This is a genomic window from Roseococcus suduntuyensis (assembly GCF_014196305.1).
Classification (GTDB): domain Bacteria; phylum Pseudomonadota; class Alphaproteobacteria; order Acetobacterales; family Acetobacteraceae; genus Roseococcus; species Roseococcus suduntuyensis.
The window spans coordinates 27,852-49,782 of the sequence record NZ_JACIDJ010000010.1; the positions used below are offsets into that span (position 1 = coordinate 27,852).

21 protein-coding genes are annotated in these 21,931 nt (G+C 70.3%); 8 read left to right on the plus strand and 13 right to left on the minus strand.

All coding sequences use genetic code 11. The features are described from left to right. Window positions 1-2: 2 nt before the first annotated feature. Window positions 3-977 (plus strand): tripartite tricarboxylate transporter substrate-binding protein, encoded by a 975-nt coding sequence (locus GGQ83_RS19110; RefSeq protein WP_184386597.1) that lies wholly within the window; start codon window positions 3-5, stop codon window positions 975-977. 28 nt (window positions 978-1,005) lie between these two features. Here the strand turns inward: GGQ83_RS19110 and GGQ83_RS19115 are convergent, their stop codons facing one another. The 4 genes from GGQ83_RS19115 to GGQ83_RS19130 all read right to left on the minus strand — a co-directional run bounded on the left by GGQ83_RS19115 (window position 1,006) and on the right by GGQ83_RS19130 (window position 5,335). Next, complete coding sequence (locus GGQ83_RS19115; protein ID WP_184386598.1) at window positions 1,006-1,881, minus strand: carbohydrate ABC transporter permease; 876 nt, start codon at window positions 1,879-1,881, stop codon at window positions 1,006-1,008. Between the two features lie 12 nt (window positions 1,882-1,893). Continuing rightward, window positions 1,894-2,865 (minus strand): carbohydrate ABC transporter permease, encoded by a 972-nt coding sequence (locus tag GGQ83_RS19120; protein WP_184386599.1) that lies wholly within the window; start codon window positions 2,863-2,865, stop codon window positions 1,894-1,896. Between the two features lie 65 nt (window positions 2,866-2,930). Then, the gene (locus GGQ83_RS19125; protein ID WP_184386600.1) at window positions 2,931-4,259 is read right to left on the minus strand and encodes an ABC transporter substrate-binding protein; all 1,329 of its coding nucleotides are present in this window, start codon (window positions 4,257-4,259) and stop codon (window positions 2,931-2,933) included. A gap of 29 nt (window positions 4,260-4,288) precedes the next feature. Continuing rightward, a complete protein-coding gene (locus GGQ83_RS19130; RefSeq protein WP_184386601.1) occupies window positions 4,289-5,335 on the minus strand; it encodes an ABC transporter ATP-binding protein in 1,047 nt (348 codons plus the stop codon). Window positions 5,336-5,567: 232 nt separating this feature from the next. Between GGQ83_RS19130 and GGQ83_RS19135 the strand changes: the two genes are divergently transcribed. Next, window positions 5,568-6,293 (plus strand): transporter substrate-binding domain-containing protein, encoded by a 726-nt coding sequence (locus tag GGQ83_RS19135; RefSeq protein ID WP_184386602.1) that lies wholly within the window; start codon window positions 5,568-5,570, stop codon window positions 6,291-6,293. Between the two features lie 125 nt (window positions 6,294-6,418). Beyond that, entirely contained in the window at window positions 6,419-8,101 is a 1,683-nt protein-coding gene (locus tag GGQ83_RS19140) for a thiamine pyrophosphate-binding protein (RefSeq protein WP_184386603.1), read from the plus strand. Window positions 8,102-8,152: 51 nt separating this feature from the next. On the opposite strand, the gene GGQ83_RS19145 is transcribed toward GGQ83_RS19140, so the two are convergent. Beyond that, window positions 8,153-8,452, minus strand: a complete 300-nt coding sequence (locus GGQ83_RS19145) for a hypothetical protein (RefSeq protein ID WP_242534782.1) — start codon at window positions 8,450-8,452, stop codon at window positions 8,153-8,155. Beyond that, complete coding sequence (locus GGQ83_RS19150; protein WP_184386604.1) at window positions 8,449-9,909, minus strand: amidase; 1,461 nt, start codon at window positions 9,907-9,909, stop codon at window positions 8,449-8,451. Before GGQ83_RS19150 ends, GGQ83_RS19145 begins: the two co-directional genes overlap by 4 nt. A 102-nt stretch (window positions 9,910-10,011) precedes the next feature. Here GGQ83_RS19150 and GGQ83_RS19155 point away from each other — a divergent pair, with 102 nt between their 5' ends. Next, complete coding sequence (locus tag GGQ83_RS19155; RefSeq protein WP_184386605.1) at window positions 10,012-10,989, plus strand: Bug family tripartite tricarboxylate transporter substrate binding protein; 978 nt, start codon at window positions 10,012-10,014, stop codon at window positions 10,987-10,989. Window positions 10,990-11,174: 185 nt separating this feature from the next. Here the strand turns inward: GGQ83_RS19155 and GGQ83_RS19160 are convergent, their stop codons facing one another. Together GGQ83_RS19160 and GGQ83_RS19165 are read right to left on the minus strand one after the other, a co-directional pair. Then, window positions 11,175-12,212: an extracellular catalytic domain type 1 short-chain-length polyhydroxyalkanoate depolymerase gene (locus GGQ83_RS19160; RefSeq protein ID WP_242534781.1), complete on the minus strand. Its 1,038-nt coding sequence runs from the start codon at window positions 12,210-12,212 to the stop codon at window positions 11,175-11,177. A 70-nt stretch (window positions 12,213-12,282) separates the two neighbouring features. Then, a complete protein-coding gene (locus GGQ83_RS19165; protein WP_184386606.1) occupies window positions 12,283-13,284 on the minus strand; it encodes a VOC family protein in 1,002 nt (333 codons plus the stop codon). Between the two features lie 76 nt (window positions 13,285-13,360). On the opposite strand from GGQ83_RS19165, the gene GGQ83_RS19170 reads away from it, so the two are divergent. Genes GGQ83_RS19170 through GGQ83_RS19185 form a run of 4 tightly spaced genes read left to right on the plus strand, consistent with a single transcriptional unit; the run spans window position 13,361 to window position 17,380 of the window. Further along, window positions 13,361-14,320, plus strand: a complete 960-nt coding sequence (locus tag GGQ83_RS19170) for a tripartite tricarboxylate transporter substrate binding protein (RefSeq protein WP_184386607.1) — start codon at window positions 13,361-13,363, stop codon at window positions 14,318-14,320. 19 nt (window positions 14,321-14,339) lie between these two features. Next, complete coding sequence (fahA, locus tag GGQ83_RS19175; RefSeq protein WP_184386608.1) at window positions 14,340-15,626, plus strand: fumarylacetoacetase; 1,287 nt, start codon at window positions 14,340-14,342, stop codon at window positions 15,624-15,626. A 21-nt stretch (window positions 15,627-15,647) separates the two neighbouring features. Beyond that, complete coding sequence (locus GGQ83_RS19180; RefSeq protein WP_184386609.1) at window positions 15,648-16,436, plus strand: cyclase family protein; 789 nt, start codon at window positions 15,648-15,650, stop codon at window positions 16,434-16,436. A 5-nt stretch (window positions 16,437-16,441) separates the two neighbouring features. Beyond that, entirely contained in the window at window positions 16,442-17,380 is a 939-nt protein-coding gene (locus GGQ83_RS19185; RefSeq protein ID WP_184386610.1) for a tripartite tricarboxylate transporter substrate binding protein, read from the plus strand. Window positions 17,381-17,495: 115 nt separating this feature from the next. Here GGQ83_RS19185 and GGQ83_RS19190 read toward each other — a convergent pair whose 3' ends face one another. From GGQ83_RS19190 to GGQ83_RS19210, 5 genes are read right to left on the minus strand one after another with little or no spacing between them, the layout of a single operon-like run. After that, entirely contained in the window at window positions 17,496-18,281 is a 786-nt protein-coding gene (locus GGQ83_RS19190) for an ABC transporter permease (RefSeq protein WP_184386611.1), read from the minus strand. Window positions 18,282-18,284: 3 nt separating this feature from the next. Further along, window positions 18,285-19,133, minus strand: coding sequence for an ABC transporter permease (locus GGQ83_RS19195; RefSeq protein ID WP_184386612.1), 849 nt, complete (start codon window positions 19,131-19,133; stop codon window positions 18,285-18,287). Next, entirely contained in the window at window positions 19,130-20,224 is a 1,095-nt protein-coding gene (locus GGQ83_RS19200; RefSeq protein ID WP_184386613.1) for an ABC transporter ATP-binding protein, read from the minus strand. The genes GGQ83_RS19195 and GGQ83_RS19200 overlap by 4 nt, the downstream gene beginning before the upstream one ends. Further along, window positions 20,221-20,991 (minus strand): class II aldolase/adducin family protein, encoded by a 771-nt coding sequence (locus GGQ83_RS19205; RefSeq protein WP_184386614.1) that lies wholly within the window; start codon window positions 20,989-20,991, stop codon window positions 20,221-20,223. Before GGQ83_RS19205 ends, GGQ83_RS19200 begins: the two co-directional genes overlap by 4 nt. Next, window positions 20,991-21,929, minus strand: a complete 939-nt coding sequence (locus tag GGQ83_RS19210) for a 2-hydroxyacid dehydrogenase (protein WP_184386615.1) — start codon at window positions 21,927-21,929, stop codon at window positions 20,991-20,993. The genes GGQ83_RS19205 and GGQ83_RS19210 overlap by 1 nt, the downstream gene beginning before the upstream one ends. Between the last annotated feature and the right edge of the window lie 2 nt (window positions 21,930-21,931).

A 21,931-nucleotide genomic window follows, 5' to 3' on the forward strand; every position in this document is an offset into this window, starting at 1 on the left:
AGATGACGACATCCACACGCCGGCTGCTGCTGGCGGGCGGGGCCACGCTGCTGGCCGCCCCCGCGCTGCGCGCGCAATCCGCCTGGCCCTCGGGGCCTATCCGCATCATCGCACCCTTTCCGCCGGGCGGCAGCACGGATGCGCTGTCGCGGCTGCTGCAACAGCCGCTGTCGCAGGCACTGGGCGTGCCCGTCATCGTGGAGAACCGCGCCGGTGCCTCGGGCTCGCTCGGCACCGCCGCCGTGGCGCGCAGCGCGCCCGACGGCAACACCTGGGTGCTGGTCTTCGACACCCATGCCGTGAACCCCGCGCTGATCCCGAACATGGGCTTCGACACCGAGCGCGACCTGACGCCGCTGCTGCTCTTCGGCACGGCCCCCATGGTGCTCACGGCGCATTCCACGCGGCCCTACAAGGACTGGGCGGCGATGGCCGCGGCGGCGCGCGCGCGGCCCGACACGCTGACCTATGGCACCATTGGCAATGGCTCGCTCGCGCATTTGACCATGGCGCTGGTGGGGCGCACCACCGGGCTTCAACTGGTGCATGTGCCCTATCGCGGCGGCGGGCCGCTGGCGGCGGCCGCGCTGGCGGGCGAGGTGGACCTGCCCATCGCGACGCGGCCTGCCATCGGCGTGCATGTGGACAGCGGCACGCTGGTGGCGCTGGCGCAGACGGGGTCCACGCGCTCACCCACCATGCCCAATGTGCCGACGCTGGCCGAATGCGGCGTGGCGGGCATCGATGCGCGGGCCTTCTGGGGCTTCCTCGGCCCGGCGAACATGCCGGCCGCCATCAAGCAACGGATGGAGGCGGAACTCCGCAAGGCGCTGGAGATCGAGACGGTGCGCACGCGCGTGACCAATCTCGGCATCGACCTGGAGCCGCAGGGCGAGGAGGCGTTCCGGGCGTTCCTGTCGCGCCAGATCCGCACCTGGGGCCAGGTGGTGCGCGAGAACAACATCCGGCCCGACTGAGCCGGTTCAAGCCTGGCGGCGCGGTGGACTACTCCTTCACCGCGCCCGTCAGGCTGCTCACATAATAGTCCACGAAGAACGAGTAGAAGATCGCGACCGGCAGCGAGCCCAGCAGGCTGCCCGCCATCAGCGCGCCCCACTGATACACATCGCCGGTCACCAGCTCCGTCAGGATGGCCACGGGAACGGTCTTGTTCTCGCTGCTCTGGATGAAGGCGAGCGCGTAGATGAACTCGTTCCAGGACAGGGTGAAGCTGAAGATGCCCGCGCTGATGAGGCCCGGCACCGCCAGCGGTAGCGTGATCTTGGTCAGGATCTGCAGCCGCGTGGCGCCGTCGATCAGCGCGCACTCCTCCAGCTCATACGGGATGGACTTGAAGTAGCCGATGAGCAGCCAGGTGCAGAAGGGCACCAGGAAGGTCGGGTAGACCAGGATCAGCGCCATCGGGCTGTCGAAGAGGCCGAGCTGCACCACCATCGTCGCCAGCGGGATGAACAGGATGGAGGGCGGCACGAGATAGGCCAGGTAGATGGCCAGCCCCACATACTGGCTGCCACGGAAGCGAAGCCGCTGGATGGCATAGGCCGCCAGCGTGCTGGCGAAGAGCGAAAGGAAGGTCGCCCCCACCGAGACCAGCATCGTGGTCCAGAGCCAGGAGGGGTAGGAGGTCTCGAACAGCAGCTTGCGGATGTGGTCGAGCGTGGGCGAGGTGATCCAGAAGGGGTTGTGCGTCGCGAAATCATACAGCTCGGCGTCCGGTTTGAAGGCCGTCACCGTCATCCAGTAGAAGGGGAAGAGCAGGATGAAGAGAAAGCAGCACAGCGGCACCCACAGTGTGACGACGCGGCGCGCGCGGCTGTCCCACTGCATGGCTTCCGGTCCGTCAGAGGCGGCGTTGCTCATGGCTGGGTCCTCTCAGTCATTGCCTTCGCCCTGCTGCCACTTGCGCCGCGCCAGCGCGAAGTAGCTGAACAGGGTGGCGAAGACGAGGAAGGGGATCATGGAGACGGCGATGGCCGCACCTTCCGCCAGCTCACCGCCCGGAATGCCGCGCTGGAAGGCCAGCGTCGCCAGCAGGTGCGTGGAGTTCACCGGGCCGCCGCGCGTGATGGCATAGACCAGCTGGAAGTCGGTGAAGGTGAAGATGATGCTGAAGGTCATCACGATGGCCAGGATGGGCAGCAGCATCGGGAAGGTGATGTAGCGGAAGCGCTGCCACGCGGTCGCACCGTCGAGCAGCGCGGCCTCATACAGCGAGGGCGAGATGGTCTGCAGCCCCGCCAGCAGCGAGATCGCCACGAAGGGAATCCCGCGCCAGATGTTGGCCACGATCAGCGAGAAGCGCGCCGGCCATTCGCTGCCGATGAAATCTATGTTGGTGGTCCGCAGCCCAAGCTCGATGAACACCCAGGAGATGATGCTGAACTGCGGGTCATACATCCACCAGAACGCGATGGCCGACAGCACCGTGGGCACGATCCAGGGCAGCAGGATGATGGCGCGGAAGAAGGACTTGAACGGCATGTACTGGTTCAGCAGCAGCGCCAGCCACAGCCCCAGCGCGAATTTCCCGATGGTGGCCAGCGTCGTGTAGAAGACGCTGAAGAACACCGCGTTCCAGAAGATGGGGTCGGTGAAGAGCCACTCGAAATTCTCGAAGCCCACGAACTGCCCGCGCCGGCCGATGGTGCCGTCGGTGAAGGCGAGCCAGATGCCCAGGCCCAGCGGATAGGTGAGAAAGACGCCGAGCAGCCCCACCGTCGGCAGCAGGCAGGCGATGATCAGGAAGGTCTTGCTGTCGAACAGCCGGCCGAACGCGGTGGGTTGCCGCCGCGTGCGGGACCAGTGCTGCGCCCTTTCGGCGGGAAGGGTGGTGTCCATGGCCATGGCGCGGGCGCTCCGGCAGGGTTCCCGCGCGGTGGGGCACACCGCGCGGGGGTTTCAGGGTGGCGTCAGCGCCGGCGGAAGAAGCGCGTCGCGCGGCGTTCGGCCTCGCGCGCCGCGGCCTGGGGCGTGGCCTGGCCGGAGGCGACCGAGGCGCACATCTGCACCATCACGTAGTCGGCATTGGCGGCGGCCGAGCCCTCGGTGATGGGCCCGCTGTAGCCATTGTAGAAGGCGGTATCCATCACGTCGCGGAAGATGCTCACCTTCGGGTCGCTCGCCCACACCGCGCTGGTGTTGTAGGCGTTGAGCGGCTGCGACCAGTAGCCGAGGTTCGCCTGCAGCCATGGGTCGTACTGCTCGCTCTCCATCAGGAAGGCCAGCAGCGCCTTCGAGGCATTGGGGAAGCGGCTGTGGCGGAACACCATGGCGTTCAGCGTCAGCCCCGCCATGGGCGAGGTCTCGGCCACGCCCTTGGGCAGCAGCGAATGCTCCGTGTCGTCCGCGATGGCGCGCGTCGCGGCGTCGTTCTTCAGTGCGAAGTAGAGCGAGACGCCGTTCGCCGTCAGGAACAGCTCGTTCGACGCATAGGCGCGGTTGTTGCTGATGTCGCCCCAGGCCAGCGTGCCGGGGACGAAGGTGGCATACAGCTCCCGCAGGTATTCCAGCGCCTGGATGGTCTGCGGGCTGTTGATGCCCACGCTGCCATCATCATTCACCAGCCGCCCGCCGAAGGACCACACCAGCCAGTTGGCGAAACCGTTGCCGTCGCCCACCGCATTGCCCAGCGCGAAGCCCGCGGGCTTGTTGATGCGGCGCAACTGCTGGCAGAGGCGCAGGTAGCTCGCGTGGTCGTCGGGGATGGACTGGAAGCCCGCCTCGTTCACCGCGGATTTCCGCCACACCAATGGGCCGCCGGATGCGCCGAAGGGCAGGGCCAGCCAGTTGTTCGTGCCATGCCGCCTGCCATAGCGCTCGGCCAGCCGCTTCCAGCCGCCATACTTGGCGCCCAGATATTCCGCGACGTCCGTCACCTCCACCACCTTGTCGGCGTAGACGTGCGGGGCCTCGTTGAAGCCGATGATGACGTCGGGGCCGGCACCCGTGTTGGCGGTGACGGCGGTCTGCTGGTTGATGTCCTCCCAGCCCACGAAGTCCACGCGCACCTGCACGCCCGTCTGTTGGGCGAAGCGGGCGCAGTTGGCGCGGAACACCTCCTCGTCCGGCTGGACGAAGCGCACGGGGCGCAGCACGCGCAGCGTGGCGCCGTTCTCCACGCGGAAATTGGGCGTGGGGACCTGCGCCGCCTGGATCTGCGCCGAGGCCTGGGCCCCCACCAGACTCGCCGCGCCGCCGAGGCCGAGGGTTCGGCGGGTGATGCTGAATTGCGTTGGCATTGTTTCCGTTCCTCCCTTTGTGGCGGGCGTCAGAGACGTTGCCCGCTGTCCTTGTCGAACAGATGCGCCATGGCGGCCTGGGGCAGCACGGGCAGCGTGTCGCCGGGCCTGGCCGAGATGCGCTCTCGGAACACGCCGTTCACCGGTGTGTCGCCGATGCGCATCATGACCATGGTCTCGCTGCCCATCGGCTCCACCAGGTGGACGCGCGCGGGCATGCCATCGCCGGCCAGGCGGAAATGCTCGGGCCGGATGCCATAGACGGCGGGGCCAAGGCGGGCTTGCTGCGGCGGCAGCGGCCAGCTGGTGCCGTCGGGGGTGAGGAAGGCGCCATCGGCGATGCGCCCTTCCAGCAGGTTCATCGCGGGGCTGCCGATGAAGCCCGCCACGAAGAGGTTGGCCGGCCGGTCATAGAGTTCCAGCGGCGGGCCCGCCTGGCGGATGTGGCCGAGTTCCATCACGACGATCTTGTCGGCCATGGTCATGGCCTCGATCTGGTCATGCGTCACATAGACCGTCGTCACCTTCAGCCGCTGGTGCAGCTCCCGGATTTCGGAGCGCATCTGCACGCGCAGCTTCGCATCGAGGTTGGACAGCGGCTCGTCGAAGAGGAACACCTGTGGGTCACGCACGATGGCGCGGCCCATCGCCACGCGCTGCCGCTGCCCGCCGGAAAGCTGGCGCGGATAGCGGTCCAGCAGCTGCTCCAGCCCCAGGATGGCGGCGGCCTTGCGCACTTCCGCGTCCATCGTCTCGCGCCCGACCTTGGCCAGCTTCATCGAGAAGGCCATGTTGTCGTAGACGGTCATGTGCGGATACAGCGCGTAGTTCTGGAACACCATCGCGATGTCGCGGTCCTTGGGCGGCACGGTGTTCACCACCCGCCCGCCGATCGCGATCTCGCCGCCCGTGATGTTCTCAAGCCCCGCCAGCATCCGCAGCAGCGTGGACTTGCCGCAGCCCGAGGGGCCGACCAGCACCACGAACTCCCCATCCTCGATGTCCACCGAGACGCCATGCAGCACGGCGGTGCTGCCGAAGGCCTTTCGCACATTTCGGATTTCGACGCTGGCCATCAGTGCGCGGCCTTCGAGATGGGCGCGCGCGCTCCTGCCTGTTCCGGCATGCCGCTTCCTTTTCCATTTCCTCGTCGCGGTCTGTGCCGCTGTGGCTACTTCACGTCCTTCGGCGAGGACTTGTCCAGTGGTGATTTCCTGAAATACGTGCTGCACCCGCGAAGTCGTTCGGGCATTGGCGCGCGGCGAAAGCGGGTCCAGAACAGGGGGGACCGCATCACGGAGACGCCCGATGGCACCAGAGATTCTTGCCCAGCTCGCCCCCACGGGCGTGCTGCGCGCCGGCATCAACATGAGCAACTTCCTGCTCGTCACCGGGCGCCGCCCGAATGGCGAGCCGGATGGTGTTTCGCCGGGCATGGCGCGCGCCATCGCGGACAAGCTGGGTGTGCCCGTCCACTACGTGCCCTATCCACGCCCCGGCGAGCTGGCCGACGCGGCGGGCACCGGCGCCTGGGACATCGGCCTGATCGGCGCCGAGCCGCAACGCGCGGAGAAGATCCACTTCACCGCCGCCTATGCCGAGATCGAGGCCACCTACATGGTGCCGCCCGGCAGCGCCATCATGTCGTTGGAGCAGGTGGACCGGCCCGGCATCCGCATCGCCGTCGCCGCGCGCGCGGCCTATGACCTCTGGCTGGAGCGCAACATCAAGCACGCCACTCTGGTGCGCGCGGAAGGCCTGGATGGCGCGATGGAGCTCTACCTGCGCGACGGCCTCGACGTGCTGGCCGGCCTGCGCCCGCGCCTGCTGACCGATGTGGAGAAGCAGCCCGGCGCGTGCATCCTGGAGGGCAAGTTCACGGCGGTGCAGCAGGCCATCGGCACCGCGCGCGCCAACACCGCGGCCGCGGCCTTCCTCGCGGAATTCGTGGAGGAGGCGAAGCGCAGCGGCCTCGTGGCCGACCTCATCGCAAAGCATCAGGTGCGTGGCCTGTCGGTGGCGCCGCTCGCCTGACCCCGCAGGGGGTGGCGTGGGCCGCGCATCGTGACACCATGGCGGCAAAGAGCCGTCCGATGGCCGAAGGGCGATGTCGCCCGGAGGTCTGAATCGGCCGGCCAGAACCTCCGAGGAAGCGCCGCATGACCCACGACACCCCCTACACCGTCGCCGACATGGTGGCCGAATTCCTGGCACGCGTGGGCGTCACCACCGCCTTCGGCATCGTCTCCGTCCACAACATCCCGATGCTGGACGCCATCGGCCGGCGCAATGCCATCCGCTACGTGATGTGCCGCGGCGAGATGGGCGGCGCGCACATGGCCGATGCCTATGCGCGCGTGACGGGGCATCTGGGCGTGCTCTTCACCAGCACGGGGCCCGGCATGGCCAACAGCATCGGTGGACTGGTGGAGGCACGCTTCGCGGGCTCGCCCGTGCTGCACATCACCGGCCAGACGCTCACGAAGTTCCTCGACCGCGACACGGGCAGCGTCCATGACGTGCCGGGCCAGACGGCCATCCTGGAGGCGGCGGGCAAGGCCGCGTATCGCGTGCGCCACGCGAACCAGGCCTTCGGCACGCTGTGGCGTGCGGCCATGGAGGCGATGACGCCGCCGCGCGGCCCCGTCTCGGTGGAAATCCCCATTGATATCCAGCGCGCCACCATCGCGCGGCCTGCGGCGCTCGACACGCTGGAACTGCCCGTGCCGCCGCCGCTGCCGCCCTCTGAGGCCGCACTCGATGAACTGGCCGACCGTCTGGCTTCGGCGAAGCGCCCCATGATCTGGCTCGGCAATGGCGCGCGCGAGGCGGGGGCGGGGGCCATGGCGCTGATCGAACTCGGCTTCGGCTGTGTGAATTCCTGGAACGGCCGCGGCATCGTGCCGGAGGATCACCCGATGACGCTGGGCGCCATGCACGGCAATGGATCGCCCCGCGTGCAGGAGTTCTATGGCACGGTGGACGCGATGCTGGTGCTGGGTTCGCGCCTGCGCGGGCATGAGACGCAGGATGGCACGCAGAAGCTGCCCGCGAACCTCATCCATGTGGATGTGGACCCCGCCGCCGATGGCCGCACCTATCCCAACACCCTCTTCGTGCAGGGCGATGCGGAGCTGGTGGCCCAGGGCCTCGCGCGGCGCCTCAAGGGCCGCCTGCACACGGACCCGGCCTTCCCCGCCGACCTGGCGGAGACGCGCCGCCGCGCGGTGGAGGAATTCCTCGCCACCCTCGGCCCCTATCACGGCTTCTGCGATCAGCTGCGCGCCGTCATGCCGCGCGACGCGCTCTGGGTGCGCGACATCACCATGAGCAACACGACCTGGGGCAACCGCGTCTTCCCCATCTACGGCCCGCGCGATGCGGTGCACCCCGTGGGGGCCGCCATCGGGCCTGGCCTGCCGCTGGGCATTGGCGCGGCCATGGGTGCCCAAGGCCGCAAGACGGTGGCGATGGTGGGCGATGGCGGCTTCGCCATGAACATGAGCGAGCTCTGGACCGCCGTGCAGGAACGCGCGCGGCTCTGCACCATCGTGATGAACGACCGCGGCTATGGCGTGATCCGCGTGATCCAGGATGCGGTGGTGGAGGGCCGCCGCTTCGGCGATGACCTGCTGGGACCGGACCTCGCGCAACTGGCGGCGGTCGCCGGGCTGCCGCACTTCAAGGTCTCGCGCGCCGAGGCTTTCGGCGCCGTGGTGGCCCAGGCGCTGGAGGTGGACGGGCCCACCTTGGTCGAGGTGGACATGGTCGCCATCGGGCCCTTCCCGCCCTATGCGCCCTACACCACCATGGGCAAGCACGCGGAGCGTGCGCAGCGTTGAACCTGCTGGCGCGGCCGATTCACGCCGCGGCTGCGCCACGACGATCGGACGCTACTCGCCGCCCTCCCTCGCCCGCTCCATCAACCGCGCGATGCCCGTGATCTTCTCCAGCCCCATATCCAGGGGCTGGCCGGTGCGCGGGTCGGGGTAGATCTTGAGGTAGGACTGTCCCGCCACCTTCTCCCATCGCCCCGAAGGCCGGCGCATCTGCAAATCCACGCCCATGGATTTCAGCAGCATCCGCACCAGCGCCTCCTTCGGCGCGTCGGGCTTGGGCAGGCAGGGATAGGCGCCGATCATCTTCCAGCCATTGGCCAGCGCCCAGTCGGTGAGTTCCTGCTTCGTCATCATGCCATGGAGGCCGGGGGCACGGTGCCGGGGCGCGGGTCAATCGGCAGCATCCGGTCCAGCCCCGCCGCCGCTTCGAACAGCGCGGCCGCCTGGAGCGCCACATCCTCGCGCCGATGGGGTGCCACCACCTGCAACCCCACCGGCCGGCCATGCTGGTCGAAGCCGCAGGGCACGGCGACGGCGGGGCAGCCCGTCATGGTGATGGCGGCGTTGAGCATGGAGCCGGCCATGTAGTTCTCGAGCTTCACACCGGCGATGGTCTCGGGGTTGCGCAGCATCACGTCGAAGGCCGGCGTGGGCGCGCCCGGCGTCACGAACACGTCGTACTTGGCGAACATCGCCACCATGCGGCGGAAGAAGGCCGCGCGCTCGCGGTCGGCCCAGGCCAGGCGGCTGGGCGTCGCGTCCAGCCCGCGCTGGGTGTTCCAGATGATGTCGGGCTTCAGCTGGTCGCGGTGGGACTGCATCTGCAACTCGCGGTCCACCACGAAGACCTGGCTGCGCAGCACCAGGAAGGCCTCGTCCAGCTCGCCGAGGTCAGGCGCGAACTCCTCGACCACGCAGCCCATCGCCTCGAAATGCTTCATGGCCTTCGCGCAGATGTCACGCACCTCGCGGTCCACCGGCAGCTTGCCGTTGAAGTCGGTGGTGAAGGCGATGCGGCGCGGGCGGTTCTGCTCGGCCGTCGCCACGGCGGCGGCGTAGGGCAGGGCGGGCGCGTCATAGGTCAACGGGTCATGCGCGCACCAGCCCGCCATGGTGTCGAGGAACAGCGCGAGGTCCGGGATGTTCCGCGCCATCGGCCCCTGCACCGACATGGGCGAGAAGGTGTTGTTCACCGTGCCGCGCGTGATGCGCCCCGGCGAGGGCCGCAGCCCCGCCACCGAGCAATAGGTGCCGGGCCGGCGCGTGCTGCCGCCATGGTCGGTGCCCTGCGCCAGCCACACCTCGCCGGTCGCGAGCGAGACGGCGCCACCCCCCGTGCTGCCCCCGCAGGTGAGTGACGTGTTCCAGGGGTTGCGCGTGCGGCCGAACACCTCGTTGAAGGTGGACCCGCCCGCGCCGAATTCCGGCGTGTTGGACTTGGCGATGACGATGCCGCCCAGCGCCTCGATGCGCTCCACGATGGGGTGCGAACGCTCCGGCACATGGTCCTTGAAGATGGGCGAGCCATAGGTGGTCCTGACACCCGCCACATCGGTCAGGTCCTTGATGGAGACGGGCAGGCCGCCCAGCCACCCCGCCTGGCCCTCGCGTTCCCGCCCCTCACCGCGCATCAGCCGCTTCGCGTGGTCGCGCGCGCGATCGAGGCAGAGGGTGGGCAGGGCATTCACCGCGGGCTCGACCTCCGCGATGCGCGACGCCGCCGCTTCCACGAGTTCGAGGGGCGAGACCTCGCCGCGCGCGAGCGCCGCGACGGCCTGGGTGGCGGAAAGACGGATCAGATCATGCGACATGGTGCGAGAGTGGCACCAGCGCCCGCACCCCGGCAACCATGCGCTTGCGCCATTCCCCCCGCCCGCGTTAGCCATGGCCGCACAAACACTGGGAGGAACCAAATGTTCTCACGTCGCATGCTTTTCGCGTCGGCGCCGGCGCTCGCGGCACCCGCGCTGCTGTCCGGCACTGCCAGCGCGCAGAACTTCCCCACGCGCCCCATCATGATGGTGAACCCCTATCCGCCCGGCGGCGCCACGGAATTCGGCGCGCGCCTCATCGCGCAGCGCATAGAGCAGGAACTCGGCCAGAGCGTCGTGATCGACGCGCGCGCGGGTGCGGGCACGGCCATCGGCAATTCCTTCGTGGCCGGGCAGCGGCCCGATGGCTACACGCTGCTGATGGGGACCACCTCCCTCGCCGTGCTGCCAGCCTTGCAGCCCACCTCCGTCCCGCGTGATCCGCGCACGGCCTTCACCCCCATTGGCCCGGCCACCATCTCGCCCTTCGTGCTGCACGTGCATCCGGACTTCCCGGCGCGCACGGTGCAGGAGGTGATCGACTACGCGAAGGCCAATCCGGGCCGGGTGAGCTGGGGCAGCTCGGGCATTGGCGCCATCAACCACATGACGCTGGAACTCTTCCGCGCGCGCACGGGCATTGACGTGGTGCACGTGCCCTATCGTGGCGGCGCGCCCGCGCTGGTGGACATCGCGGCGAACCGCATCCAGTGCATGTTCGCGGCCGCGCAAGAGGCCTCCAGTTCCATCGCGGCCGGGCGCACGCGCGGCATCGCGGTCACGTCCACCGAGCGCATGGCCTCGCTGCCCGACCTGCCGCCCATCGCGGAGACGGTGCCGGGCTTCAACTCCGTGTTCTGGCAGGGCGTCTTCGCGCCGGCCGGCCTCTCGCAGGAGATCGCCGCCCGGCTGGAACGCGCCGTCCGCACCGCCGCCGAGAATGCCGAGGTGAAGGAGCGCCTGGCCGGCGCCGGCATCGCCGCCTGGCCTGGCGATGCGGCCCTGCTGCGCGACACGCTGGCCCAGGACACGGAGACCTGGGGCAACATCATCCGCACCCAGAACATCACGGTGGGCTAGCGTCTGATCGGCTTCGGTGGATCACCGAAGCCGTGAATCAGCCGCGGGCGACAGCTCGTCTGATCGGCTTCGGTGGAACACCGAGGCCGTGAATCAGCCGCGGGTAAGCGTCTGATCGGCTTCGGTGGATCACCGAGGCCGTGAATCAGCCGCGGGCGACAGCTCGTCTGATCGGCTTCGGTGGGTCACCGAGGCCGTGAATCAGCCGTGGGCGACAGCCCCCAGAAGTCGCAGATGCGGCGGGCGGCGGGGGTGCCCGCCGCCAGCACCCAGCGCGCGGCACGGCCTTCTCCCTCGCTGATGGGAAAGCCGTGCGCCATCTCCTCCAGCGTCCACAACTCCACCAGAGCGGTGGCGCCGCGTGACCACTGGCGCAACCGCGCGCCAGGGGCGGGCTCGGTGTCTTGCGAGGGTTCCTCCACAAGCCCGTGCAGCGCGCCCCATTGCGTGGCCAGCAGCGCCGCGTTGTCCGGATGTACCGTCCGGTCACGCCCGCCCTGCCAGATGGACAGGCGCGGCCAGCGCCCCGCGCCGCGGGCCGGGTTGAAGGCGCGCACGCTGGCGGCCAGGCCCGCGCGGGTGGTGAAGCGGTTGGCGTGGCGCATGCGCAGCAGCGCGCCGCCGGGCGTTACGGCAGAACCCACCGGCATCCCCGCCACCACCGCGCCCGCCGCGAAGACCGCCGGATAGGCGGCCAGCAGCGCCGCCGCCATCGCGCCCCCGGCCGAGAGCCCCACGACGAAGACGCGCCGCTTGTCGGTGCCGAGGTGCCGCATGGCCCAGCGCAGCCCCTGGCGGATGGACATGGCCTCGCCCTGGCCGCGCGCCACATCCTGCGGGCGGAACCAGTTGAAGCAGCGGTGCCGGTTGTTCTCGCGGACCTGCTCGGGCAGCAGCAGGGGCACGCCCAGCGCCTCTGACATCGCGATCCAGCCGGCATCGGCTGCGAAGCTTGCCGCATCCTGCCCGCAGCCATGCAGCACCACGATCAGCGGCGCGCCGCGGGCGGGCGCGCGGCGCGGCAGGTGCATGAGCATGCGTAGTCCGCCCGGATTGCTGCCGAAGCCCGTGATGGCGGATGTGCGTCCCGGCTTGGGAGTGGCCGGCGGGGTGGGCGCCCAGGCGGCCTGCATCAGCCCCATGGCGGCCCCCATGGTGGCACGGTTCATCCGCCGCAGCGCCGCGGCCGCCCCGGGCGGCCGGCGGAAGCGGATCAGCCGCATGGGGGTCGCACGGGGGGTATGGGGGGCATCGGAGCAGCAACGTGCGCGGGCCCCGCGCGGTTGCCGCGGATCAGCCCTGCAGACCGTCCCACCAGGGGCAGGCGCCGGGCATGCGGGTGTGGTTGCCGTCCAGCACCTGCACGGGCGCGCGTTCGCCGCGGGAAGCGGCCGCCATCCGCATGCGGCGGCCCGCCGCCACCGCCTCCTCGCCCGCCCAGATGCGGTCATGGCCCCAGAGGCTCGGGCCGCTGTCCATACACTCCGCCTGCCAGGTCTCAGGCTCGATGTGCCGGCCGCCCCAGCCATATTCCACCAGGAAGCCGCCGGGGGTGCGGGCGTAGAAGCTGGTCATCCAGTCATTGGTGTGGCGGCCGAGGGTGGTGGCGACCCGCCCTTCCTCGGCCTGGGCCAGGTCATAGCCCTGGCCGACGTCATCCAGGCTGAGGCATTCCATCATCAGGTGGTGCATCCCCGCGCGCCCGGTCTCGATCAGCGCCAGCGAGTGGTGGCGGCCATTCACATGCAGGAAATAGCCGCGGAAGGGCTGCTCCACCCAGTCGGAGAGGCCGAAGCCCAGCACGTCGCGGTAGAAGGGCAGCACGTCGTCCACGCGCGGCACCGTCAGCACCGCATGCCCCATGCCCAGCGGCCCGGTGCGGAAGCCCGAGATGGCCCGGCCGGGAGTGAAGGCGGCGCTGGCCACCTCCGGCCCGTGGAAGAATTCCAGGCGGTTGCCCAGCGGGTCGGCGGCCAGGATGAGCGCCGCCACGCGCCGCTGGTCGGCCAGGGCCTGGCTGCCACGCGCGACCGCCACGCCCGCGCCCTCCAGCCGCGCGGCCAGGGCGTCGAGGGCCGCCGCGTCCGCCAGTTCCCAGCCGAAGGCGCCCAGCCCGTCATGGGTGTCGCCGCTGACGAGGATGCGCTGCCGCCGGTCATCCATGCGGAAGGCCAGTTCGGATTGCGTCTTTTCCGCCAGCATCAGCCCCAGCATGCGGGGCCCGAACCCCGCCCAGTCGTCGAGGTTGCTGGCGCGGAGTTCGAGGTAGCCGAGAGCCTGGATCGGGGGGGCCATGGCGCGCTCCTGTTCTTTGCGCGCATACTGAACCGAACGGCGCCACAAGCCGAGAGGGTGGGGGAGAGAGAACGCCATGTTGTCCAAAAGCGTCCGGGCCGCGCTGGCCCTGCTGCTGCTGCCGGCCACCGCCATGGCCCAAGGGACGGGCCAGGGATGGGCGCCGGAGCGCCCCGTCACCATCGTGAACCCCTATGCCGCCGGCAGCACCACCGACACCCTGGCGCGCACCCTGGCCCAGGGCATGACGGCGCGGTTGGCGCAGCCCGTGGTGGTGCAGAACCGCGATGGCGCCGCGGGCGGGATTGGAACGGCCTTCGTGACGCGCGCGGCGCCGGACGGCCACACGCTGCTGTTCGCGCCCGCGGTCGTGCTCTCCGTCCTGCCGGCGCGCGGCGATCCGGGCTATGGGCCGGAGGCGCTGGTGCCCATCTGCCAGACCTTCGAGAACGCGATGGCGATTGCGGTGCGCCCCGAAAGCCCCTTCGCCACCCTGGCGGACCTGGTGGCGGCGGCGCGGGCGCGGCCCGGCGCGGTCACCTTCGGGCACCAGGGCATCGCCTCCATCCCGCACCTGGCCGCGCTGGAACTGGCCGAGGCGGCGGGGCTGCAATTCCAGGACGTGCCCTATCGGGGCGAGCCCGCCGTCCTCACCGACCTGCGCGCGGGCCGGGTGGATTTCGCGGTGACCGTCATGGGCTCTCTGGCCGGGCAGAACATGCGGGTGCTGGGCGTCTTCGCCCCCGCCCGCCACCCGCTGATGCCCGAGGTGCCTACCGTCGCCGAGCTGGGCTTCCCCGTCGCGCCGACCAGCTTCGGCGGCCTCTTCGCCCCCGCCGGCACGCCGCAAGCCGCCCGCGTGGCGCTGGAAGCGGCCTGCCTGGCCGCCGCCCGCGACGAGGCCTATCGCGCCGTCGCCGCCCGCGTCTTCCAGCCCGAGACCCCCGAAGCCCCGGCCGATGCCTTGGCCGCGCGGCTGGCCCGCGACATCGCCGACAAGCGCCGCCTGCTGACCGCCATCGGCGCCGCCCGCTGACCTTGTTGAAGGAGACCGCATGACCCCCGACGCCACCCATGACCCCGCGCTGACCAGCTGGGTCGCCTCGGCCCAGGCGCCGGGCTGCGATTTCCCCATCCAGAACCTGCCGCATGGCGTGTTCAGCACCGCGGGCGGCGCGCCGCGCGGAGGTGTCGCGATCGGCGACATGATCCTGGATGTGGGGGCCGCCCTGCGCCTCGGGCTGCTGCGCGGCGAGGCGGCCGAGGCGGCGGCGGCCCCCAGCCTGAACGGGCTGATGGCGCTGGGCCGCGCGGCGGGGCTACGGCGGCAGGTTTCGGCGCTGTTGGCCACGCACTCCCCGGCGGAAGCCCATGCGGCGGCGCTGCTGGTGCCGATGGCCGAGGCGCGCATGCACCTGCCCACCACCGTCGCCAACTTCTCCGACTTCATGGCCAGCATCGACCATTGCGCGCGGCTGGGCGTACGGCGGGACCCGAAGAACCCGCTGCCCCAGGCCTTCCGCCATTTGCCCGTGGCCTATCACTCCCGCGCGAGTTCGGTGCGCGTTTCCGGCGAGGCCGTGGTGCGGCCACACGGGCAATGGCCGCGCGAGGATGGGAGTGTGCGCTTCTCCCCCAGCGAGGCGATGGATTTCGAGCTGGAACTGGCCGTCTGGATCGCCGGCGAGAACGCGCTGGGCACGCCCGTCACTATGGAACAGGCGCCGGGCCGCATCTTCGGCGTGGGCCTGCTGAACGACTGGTCGGCGCGCGACATCCAGCGCTGGGAGATGCCGCCGCTCGGTCCCTTCCTGGCCAAGAGCCTCTCCACCACCGTCTCGCCCTGGGTGGTGACGATGGAGGCGCTGGCGCCCTTCGCGCGGCCGGCGCCCGCCATCGAGCCGCCCCCCCTCCCGCACCTCGACAGCGGCTGGAACCGCGCCCATGGCGCGCTCGGCATTCGCATGCAGGCCTTGATCGTCACACCGCGCATGCGCGCGGAAGGCGCCGCACCCGCCGTGCTGACCGACACCGACTTCGCCCATCTCTACTGGACCTGCGCGCAGATGGTGGCCCACCACGGCAGCAATGGCTGCAACCTGCTGCCCGGGGATCTGCTCGGCAGCGGCACCGCCTCTGGGCCCGAGGACAGCGCCCGCGCCTGCCTCGCCGAAATCCTGCTGACCGGCCCCGTCACGCTGCCCAATGGCGAGACGCGGAACTATCTGCTGGATGGCGACGAGGTGATCTTCCGCGCCCGCGCCGAGGCCCCCGGCGCCACCCCCATCGGCTTCGGCGAATGCCGGGCCGAGATCGCGCCCGCCATCGCCTGGCCCGCCTGAACCAACACAAGAGGAAACGCCGTGCCCCGCCGCATCATCGACATCTCCGTGGCCCTGCAGGCCGGGATCGCCAGCGACCCGCCGCACATGCTGCCGGACATCACCTATGTGGACCACCACATGTCCGCCCCGCGCCTCGCCGAGGAGTTCGGCATCCGCGTGGACCAGCTGCCCGAGGGCGAGTACGCGGCGGTGGAGCAGGTGCGCCTGTCCACCCACAACGGCACGCATCTGGACGCGCCCTACCACTTCTTCAGCCGCATGAACGAGCGCACGGTGCCCGGCGGCGAGCCTTCCTGGCGCATTGACGAGGTGCCGCTCGACTGGTGCTTCCAGCCCGGCGTGAAGCTCGACTTCCGGCACATGGAGGATGGCTATGTCTGCACGCCCGCCGATGTGCAGGCGGAACTCAAGCGCATCGGCCACGTGCTGAAGCCGCTGGAGATCGTGGTGGTGAACACCCGCGCCGGCAGCCGCTACGGCCATGACGACTTCATCCACAGCGGCTGCGGCATGGGCAAGGACGCCACGCTCTGGCTGCTGGAACAGGGCGTGCGCGTGACCGGCACGGATGGCTGGAGCTGGGACGCGCCCTTCTCGCTGACGCGCCAGAAGGTGCAGGAGACGGGCGATGCCGGGCTGATCTGGGAGGGCCACCGGGCCGGCCGCGAGATCGGCTACTGCCACATGGAGAAGCTGTCGAACCTCGAAACCCTGCCGGCCGACGGCTTCATGATCTCCTGCTTCCCCGTGAAGATCCATCGCGCCTCGGCCGGCTGGATCCGCGCCGTCGCCATCATCGAGGAGTGAGCGCCATGCGCCGCCTGTTCCTGGCCCTCGCTTTGCTGGCGCCCATGCCCGCCTTCGCCTGGCCCGAGCGCCCCATCACCATCATCAACCCCTATGCCGCCGGCAGCAGCACCGATGCCGCCGCCCGCGCGCTGGCGGACTCCTTCACACGGGAGCTTGGGCAGAACGTCATCGTCACCTCGCAATCCGGCGCCTCGGGCGTGGTGGGGATGCGTGCGCTGACGCAGGCCGCGGCGGATGGGCACACGCTGGCCTATGCGCCCCTGGTGCCGCTGGTGTTCCAGCCGCATCTGGTGCGGAACACGGGCCTCGGCCCCGACGCGTTGGCACCCGTCTGCAACGTGACCGAGAACATCCTCGGCATCATGGTCAAGGCCGACAGCCCCATCCGGAACCTCACAGACCTCGTCGCGGCGGCGCGGCAGCGGGTGCTGAACTATGGCTCGCCCGGGCCCAATTCGGCGCCCTTCCTGGGCGTGCACCGCATCCAGGCGGCGGCGGGTGGGCAGTTCACGCACATCCCCTTCCGGGGCGACAATGCCTCGCTGCTGGAGGTGATCGCGGGGCGGCTCGATTTCGCGGCCATCGTGGTGGCCTCGGGCGTGCCCATGGCGCGGGCGGGGCAGGTGCGGCTGGTCGCGGTGTTCTCGGAAGGGCGCCACCCGGCCTTCCCCGACGTGCGGACGGCGCGCGAGCAGGGGGTGGACGCGCTGCAGCCCTCCTATGCCGCGCTGTTCGCGCCGCGCGGCACGCCGCCCGCGGTGCTGGAGCGTCTGGAGGGCGCCTGCCGTCGCGCCATGGACACGGAGGGCTTCCGCCGCTTCACCGAGAACTGGGGCGCGGTGCCGAGTTTTAGGCCGCGCGCGGAACTCGCTGCGATGCTGGCCCGCGAATACGAGGCCGCCGGCCGGACCTTCCGTGAGTTGGGCGTGCAGCCGGAGTAAGGGTGCCTCTGGGCGCGTGGTCCACGCCTCCGGGCCTTCGCCCTGCGGCGATCACGCGCCTGCGCTGGGCGTGTGATTCACGCCTCCGGGCCTTCGGCCTGCGGCGATCACGCGCCTATTGCGCGCGCCGCCTCAGCGCCATGTCCACCAGCAACAGCAGCAGCGTAAAGACAATCAGCAGCACGGCCACCGCCGCCATGGCGGGGTCGAGGTTCTCGTTGATCCCGTCCCAGATGCGGCGTGGCAGGGTGAAGACGTCGCGGCTCGCGATGAACAGCACCATCACCAGCTCGTCCCAGGAATGGATGAAGGCGAAGATGGCGCCCGAGACGATGCCTGGCATGATGCGCGGCAGGATCACCCAGCGCAGCGTCTGGCTGAGTGACGCCCCCATGCCGCGCGCCGCCTGCTCCAGCCGCGGGTCGAAGGCGGCCAGCGCCGTGGACACGGTGATGACCACATAGGGAATGCCCGTGACGCCATGCGCGATCACCACGCCCAGGAAGCGGTCCAGCAGGTCGAGCGGCCCGAAGTAGCGATAGAGGCCGATCGCGTAGATGATGGAGGGGATGATCAGCGGCAGCAGCATCAGCAGCCGCACAAGGTCCGTCGCGCGCCGCGAGATGCGCCAGCAGCCGATGGCGCACAGCGTGCCCGCCACCACCGACAGCACGGTGGAAGCGAGCGCGATGGTGAAGGACTGCCAGATGGAGCCCAGCCACTCGGGCGAGGTCAGCACCGTGCGGAAGTGCTGGAAGCTGATGCCGTCCTGCGGCAGCGAGAGGAAACGCTGGTCCGTCAGCGCCACCGGCAGCACGATCAGGATGGGCAGGACGAGGTAGAGCGCCGTGATCCAGGCCAGCCCCCGTCCGAAGGGCCCGGCGCCATGGGTGCCATGCATCGCTCAGCCCCCCCCGCTGCCGAACATGCGCCGCAGGTCCACCACCCGGGAAAAGACCAGCAGCGTGACCATGATGGCCACCACCAGCATGGTCGCCATCATGGTGCCGAGCCCCCAGCGGATCAGGTCCAGGATCTGCAGCGCGATCCATTCGGCCACCATCAGCGTGCGGCCCCCGCCCAGGATGGCGGGCGTGATGTAGAAACCCAGCGAGAAGATGAAGACCAGCACGCCGGCCGCGATCACGCCCGGCATGGAGAGCGGCAGGAACACCTGGCGGAACACCTGCCCGCGCGAGGCACCAAGCCCCCGCGCGGCCGCCAGCAGCCGCGGCTCGATCTCGCGCATGGAGGCCAGCATGGGCAGCACGGCGAAGGGCACCATGTAGTGGACCATCCCCACCAGGATGCCGAATTCGTTCCACACCAGCGGCAGCGGTTCGCTGATCACGCCCGCCTGCATCAGCGTGTTGTTCACCAGGCCCTGGCGGCGCAGCAGCGTGACCCAGGCGAAGGCCCGCACCAGCACCGAGATCCACAGCGGCACCAGCACCGCCAGGATCCACCAGCTCCGCGCCCGCGGCGAGGCCAGCGTGATGGCATAGGCGATGGCATAGCCCAGCAGCAGCGCGAAGAAGGTGGTCAGCAGGCAGATGCGCAGCGTGGTGAAGATGACGCGCTGCACCCCCTCCGAGGTCAGCAGCCGTTCGTAGTTGCCAAGCCCCGGCTCGGGCTCGGTGAAGGAGATGGTCAGCACCTGCACGATGGGCGCCACATAGAAGAACAGCACCAGCGCCACGGCGGGCAGCAGCAGCAGCCACCAGCCCAGGCTCGCGCGGCCGGAGGCGTTCATGCCGCGTCCTCCTCGACCGGCACGGCGGCGTCCGCCGCCCAGCCCAGCCGCACCGGCAGCCCTTCGGCAGGTGCCACGGGCGATTGCCAGGCCGGCAGCACGGCGCGGATTTCGCCCAGATGCGCGGTCTCCACCACCAGCGAGAAGCCGGCACCCAGATAGGCGAAGGCACGCACCGTGCCCTCCACCACATTCTCGGCCGTCTCACCGGGGTTCAACACCGTGATCTTCTCCGGGCGCAGCGAGAGCAGGGCGCGCCCGCCATCACGCGGCATGTGGACCGGCCCCGCGAAGCGCACATGGATGCCCTGGCCCGGCGTCTCCAGCAGCATCCCCGCCGCGTCCGGCCCGCGCGCGATGCCCTGCAGGAAGTTCGACTTGCCGAGGAAATCCGCCACGAAGCGGGTGCGGGGGCGTTCATAGAGTTCGCCAGGGCCGCCGAACTGCACCAGCTTGCCATGGTTGAGGATGGCGATGCGGTCGGAGAGCGACAGCGCCTCCTCCTGGTCATGCGTCACGTTCACGAAGGTGCGGCCGATGCGGCGGTGCAGCGCCTTCAGCTCCTCCTGGAGTTCGGCGCGCAGCTTCTTGTCGAGCGCGGAGAGCGGTTCGTCCAGCAGCAGCAGGTTGGGATCGAAGACCAGCGCGCGGGCCAGCGCCACGCGCTGCTGCTGCCCGCCCGAGAGCTGCTTCGGCAGGCGCTCCGCGAAGGCGGAAAGCTGCACGAGGTCCAGCGCCGCGCGCACCTTCGCCTCCCGGTCCGCGCGCGACTGGCCGCGCACGCGCAGCGGGAAGGCCACGTTGTCGGCCACGCTCATGTGCGGGAACAGCGCATAGCCCTGGAAGACCATCCCGAAATCGCGCTTCTCGGGGGGCAGGGGCGTGATGTCGCGCCCGTCCAGCAGCACATGCCCGTCGGTCGGTTCCACGAAGCCCGCCACCGCCATCAGGATGGTGGTCTTGCCCGAGCCGCTGGGGCCCAGCAGCGTCAGGAACTGGCCTTGCTCCACCTCCAGCGAGACATCGTCCACCGCGGTGAAGTCGCCATAGCGCTTGGTCAGCCGGCGCAGCGAGAGGGCGTGGCCCTTCACGACTTGTAGTCCGGCTGCTGGCGATCCAGCTTGCGGCGCAGCGCCTGCCAGGGCAGCCAGCCCTTGGTGGGGCCGCTGCCGAACTGGTCGCGCGTGCGTTCCACCACCTCGGGCGGGGGCATGGTCAGCGCCTTGCCGCCCGATTGCGCGGCGAGCTGGATGCGGCAGGACTGCTCCAGGTAGTACATGTAGTAGAAGGCCTCGGCGACCGTGCGGCCCACCGTCAGCAGGCCGTGGTTGCGCAGGATCATGCAGTTGTGGCTGCCGAGGTCGCGCACCAGGCGCTGGCGTTCGGAGAGGTTGTCGTCCGCCGCGATGCCCTCGTACTCATGCACCGCCACGCGCCCCGCGAACTCGATGCTGATCTGGTTCAGCGGCAGCAGCCCCTGTTCCTGCGCCGCCACCGCCATGCCCGCGATGGTGTGGGTGTGCATGACGCAGGCCGCGTCCTCACGCCCCGTGTGCACGGCGGAATGGATGACGAAGCCCGCCGGGTTCACGGGCCAGGAGGTCTCCTGCAAGGGCTCGCCCTCCGCATCCACGGCGACAAGGGAGGAGGCCGTGATCTCCTCGAACAGCAGGCCGTAGGGGTTCACCAGGAAGCGATGGCCCGGTCCCGGCAGCCGCACCGAAAGGTGCGTGAACACCAGGTCCGTCATGCCGAAATGCGCGATGAGGCGATAGGCCGCGGCCAAATCCTCGCGCAGCTCCTGCTCGGTCGGCACGCGGTTCGGGTCGGGGCGGACGGGCGGCGGGGGAAGGGACATCAATAGCCTCGCGCGGGATCGTAGAGATGGGGAAGCGTCTCGCCCCGCTCCAGCGCGGCGATGGCGCGGGCCACATAGCGCGCGCGCTCGGCGCGGCTGGGCAGGCTGGCCACATGGGGGGTGACGATGATGGAAGGGTGCGCCCAGGCGGGGCTGCCGGCGGGCAGGGGCTCGGGCGTGAAGACGTCCAGCACCGCACCGGACAACTGCCCGGAATCGAGGGCCGCGATGATGTCCGGCAGCACCTGCTGCGCGCCGCGCCCCACCTGCACCAGCCCCGCGCCGCGCGGCAGTTTCGCCAGCAGGGGGGCGGCGATGAGGCCCTGGGTCTCGGCCGTCGCGGGCAGCAGGCAGACCAGCACGTCGCAGCCGGCCAGGAAGGCGTCGCGCTCCTCCGCGCCGGCGAAGCACTCCACGCCGGGGATGGATTTGCGGCTGCGCGACCAGCCGCGCACCGGAATGCCGAGCGCGCGCAGCATCTCGGCCGAGCGCTGGCCCATGGCGCCCAGGCCCATGATGCCAACCGTGCGGTCGGCGGCGGCGAAGGGCGGGTCCACCGCCGCCCATTCGGACGCCACCTGGGCCAGCGCCATGCGCCGCGCCTCCTTGGCCAATGACAGCACGGACCAGACCACGAATTCGCCCATGCGCTGCGTCGCTTCCTCCGGCACGCAGCGCACGATGGGCACGCCGGGCGGCAGGGTCGGGTCCGCCACGATGTGGTCCACCCCCGCGCCCGAGCCGAAGATGGCGCGCAGCCGCGGCATGGCGGCGAGCCGCCCTGGCTCCGGGTCCCAGACCAGGGCGTAGTCCACCATCTCCGGCGTCACGTCCGGGTCGTTCCAGTCCCGGACCTCCAGGCCCGGCACCAGGTCACCGAAGCCGCGACGCCATTCCAGGACGGCCTCGGGGCCGCCCGACTTCACCACCAGGATCACAA

What these genes read in the sequence shown, in the direction of transcription:
- GGQ83_RS19110 (WP_184386597.1), top strand. Translation starts at nt 3, where the DNA reads ATGACGACATCCACACGCCGGCTGCTGCTGGCGGGCGGGGCCACGCTG.
- GGQ83_RS19115 (WP_184386598.1), bottom strand. Translation starts at nt 1,881, where the DNA reads ATGAGCAACGCCGCCTCTGACGGACCGGAAGCCATGCAGTGGGACAGC.
- GGQ83_RS19120 (WP_184386599.1), bottom strand. Translation starts at nt 2,865, where the DNA reads ATGGCCATGGACACCACCCTTCCCGCCGAAAGGGCGCAGCACTGGTCC.
- GGQ83_RS19125 (WP_184386600.1), bottom strand. Translation starts at nt 4,259, where the DNA reads ATGCCAACGCAATTCAGCATCACCCGCCGAACCCTCGGCCTCGGCGGC.
- GGQ83_RS19130 (WP_184386601.1), bottom strand. Translation starts at nt 5,335, where the DNA reads ATGGCCAGCGTCGAAATCCGAAATGTGCGAAAGGCCTTCGGCAGCACC.
- GGQ83_RS19135 (WP_184386602.1), top strand. Translation starts at nt 5,568, where the DNA reads ATGGCACCAGAGATTCTTGCCCAGCTCGCCCCCACGGGCGTGCTGCGC.
- GGQ83_RS19140 (WP_184386603.1), top strand. Translation starts at nt 6,419, where the DNA reads ATGACCCACGACACCCCCTACACCGTCGCCGACATGGTGGCCGAATTC.
- GGQ83_RS19145 (WP_242534782.1), bottom strand. Translation starts at nt 8,452, where the DNA reads ATGATGACGAAGCAGGAACTCACCGACTGGGCGCTGGCCAATGGCTGG.
- GGQ83_RS19150 (WP_184386604.1), bottom strand. Translation starts at nt 9,909, where the DNA reads ATGTCGCATGATCTGATCCGTCTTTCCGCCACCCAGGCCGTCGCGGCG.
- GGQ83_RS19155 (WP_184386605.1), top strand. Translation starts at nt 10,012, where the DNA reads ATGTTCTCACGTCGCATGCTTTTCGCGTCGGCGCCGGCGCTCGCGGCA.
- GGQ83_RS19160 (WP_242534781.1), bottom strand. Translation starts at nt 12,212, where the DNA reads ATGCGGCTGATCCGCTTCCGCCGGCCGCCCGGGGCGGCCGCGGCGCTG.
- GGQ83_RS19165 (WP_184386606.1), bottom strand. Translation starts at nt 13,284, where the DNA reads ATGGCCCCCCCGATCCAGGCTCTCGGCTACCTCGAACTCCGCGCCAGC.
- GGQ83_RS19170 (WP_184386607.1), top strand. Translation starts at nt 13,361, where the DNA reads ATGTTGTCCAAAAGCGTCCGGGCCGCGCTGGCCCTGCTGCTGCTGCCG.
- fahA (WP_184386608.1), top strand. Translation starts at nt 14,340, where the DNA reads ATGACCCCCGACGCCACCCATGACCCCGCGCTGACCAGCTGGGTCGCC.
- GGQ83_RS19185 (WP_184386610.1), top strand. Translation starts at nt 16,442, where the DNA reads ATGCGCCGCCTGTTCCTGGCCCTCGCTTTGCTGGCGCCCATGCCCGCC.
- GGQ83_RS19190 (WP_184386611.1), bottom strand. Translation starts at nt 18,281, where the DNA reads ATGCATGGCACCCATGGCGCCGGGCCCTTCGGACGGGGGCTGGCCTGG.
- GGQ83_RS19195 (WP_184386612.1), bottom strand. Translation starts at nt 19,133, where the DNA reads ATGAACGCCTCCGGCCGCGCGAGCCTGGGCTGGTGGCTGCTGCTGCTG.
- GGQ83_RS19205 (WP_184386614.1), bottom strand. Translation starts at nt 20,991, where the DNA reads ATGTCCCTTCCCCCGCCGCCCGTCCGCCCCGACCCGAACCGCGTGCCG.